The sequence below is a fragment of the Flavobacterium limnosediminis JC2902 genome (genome assembly GCF_000498535.1).
GTDB lineage: Bacteria > Bacteroidota > Bacteroidia > Flavobacteriales > Flavobacteriaceae > Flavobacterium > Flavobacterium limnosediminis.
In genome coordinates this window covers 1-1,542 of the sequence record NZ_AVGG01000045.1, presented here as the reverse complement: position 1 = coordinate 1,542, position 1,542 = coordinate 1, and the positions used below count along the sequence as shown (strand labels likewise).

Annotated in this window: 2 protein-coding genes; both read right to left on the bottom strand. The window is 27.3% G+C overall.

Going from position 1 to position 1,542, the window contains the following annotated elements:
- Positions 1–148: 148 nt before the first annotated feature.
- Positions 149–946 carry a hypothetical protein gene (locus FLJC2902T_RS15495; protein WP_023580751.1) on the bottom strand — a complete coding sequence of 266 codons (798 nt, stop codon included), beginning with the start codon at positions 944–946 and terminating at the stop codon, positions 149–151.
- Between the two features lie 229 nt (positions 947–1,175).
- Positions 1,176–1,460 (bottom strand): hypothetical protein, encoded by a 285-nt coding sequence (locus tag FLJC2902T_RS15490; RefSeq protein ID WP_023580750.1) that lies wholly within the window; start codon positions 1,458–1,460, stop codon positions 1,176–1,178.
- Positions 1,461–1,542 lie beyond the last annotated feature (82 nt).

The following is a 1,542-nucleotide window of genomic DNA, read 5'->3' as shown; positions in this document are numbered from 1 at the left end:
TTGCCGTTAACGTCCCGTGGCTTCATGAAGTTGGGGTTTATATATTCCCAAACCTTTCCATTATCACAGAAGTCAAATATATGAAATAACCTTTAAATTTTAGCCTTAAGCCACAATTTCATGAAACCACTGTTAGCAAATCGGTTTATTAGTCAATAATTTTTTTTATTATAAATTCATATAAACCAACTAAGCCAATAAGAATACCCACAATCCAAGATAATATTTCAAGTATTGATGCTTTATTTTTTGGGTTTTTAATTTGTTTATTTTCGATAGTTGGATTTGTGAAATTACTATTGGATGATTGTATACCATTATTATTGCCACCAATATAATTTTCAATCTTTATATTACTTTCTTTTTTAAATTTATTTTCCATGTATTGTATATGACCACCTAGATATTTTGCATCAATTCCTTTTTGTGTAAGTTGGTAATTAATTTTGTTTGAATTTATAGGTTTTACATATCCGTTTAGTTCTGCAAATTGTGAAATTTTTTCTTCAAGTGTTATTAAATTTTTCTTATCAACGAAATATTGTAAAATTTTCATAAAACTAAAATTAATATCATTTTTATCAAATAATAATACTTTGTCAAACAGTTCGATTACTTCATTTTCTTTTATAATCATTTTTTCAGACACTGTGTTTTCCTTTGTATTATTGTGGATTAATAAATTTTCATCGTAATCATTAAATTCCAGTTTTTTTGTAAAGAATCTTTGAGGCTCATTAGTTGCCATTTTTTGAGCAATTTTAGAATCCAATATTTGATTAAATTTTGGATCACCAGTTTCTTCGTCAAAAGAGTGAAGTTCTAATATATCTGAATGATTGATTATTTCAAAATTGATGAATTTATTATTCTTCAAATAGTTTTGTTTCCATTCTTGATAAGAAATAGAAAGTTCAGTATTATTATGGATATTCTTTATTTTCATCGTTGTTGAAAACTGTTTGCTAACGTCCCGCCAGCTTGCTGAAGGTGGGGGATTGGTTCCCCAAAACTATAGATTTAAAACTGATTTCACAAACACAAAACCAACATTAAATTTAGCCTTAAAGCCCCACTTGCAGCAAACTGCTGTTAGCCGTTCGGTTTTCTTTCTATTTCTAAATAATTCTTAAACCTTTTGGGCTAAGTTGATAAGTAATATTAAAAAAACGAATTTAAACGATTCTTTTTCTACCATTTATTAAATATAATAAACCAGCAAAAAAGTTGATGAAAATAAAACCAATTGTCCACATAATTTTTTCAGATTGATTTATTCGTTTTGATATATTTACTTCATAAATTCCAATTACAACATAACCTAAAGTGGAGAGAACACCAAGTATTAATAAAATTTGAGCGCCATCCATATGAGTGATTTTCATTATTGCTCCAATAATAGTAATAGATAATGCAACTAAGAATGCTTTTTTAAATAAGTTGTTTTCGTTTGTTTTCATATAGTTTTAATTAAAATATTTCATCTAAAAGGTTAGTTTTCGTTTTGTTTTGTCAAACTGACGGCTAACGTCCCGCCGGCTT

Coding starts and splice junctions, on each gene's coding strand:
- FLJC2902T_RS15495 (WP_023580751.1), bottom strand. CDS start 946: ATGAAAATAAAGAATATCCATAATAATACTGAACTTTCTATTTCTTAT.
- FLJC2902T_RS15490 (WP_023580750.1), bottom strand. CDS start 1,460: ATGAAAACAAACGAAAACAACTTATTTAAAAAAGCATTCTTAGTTGCA.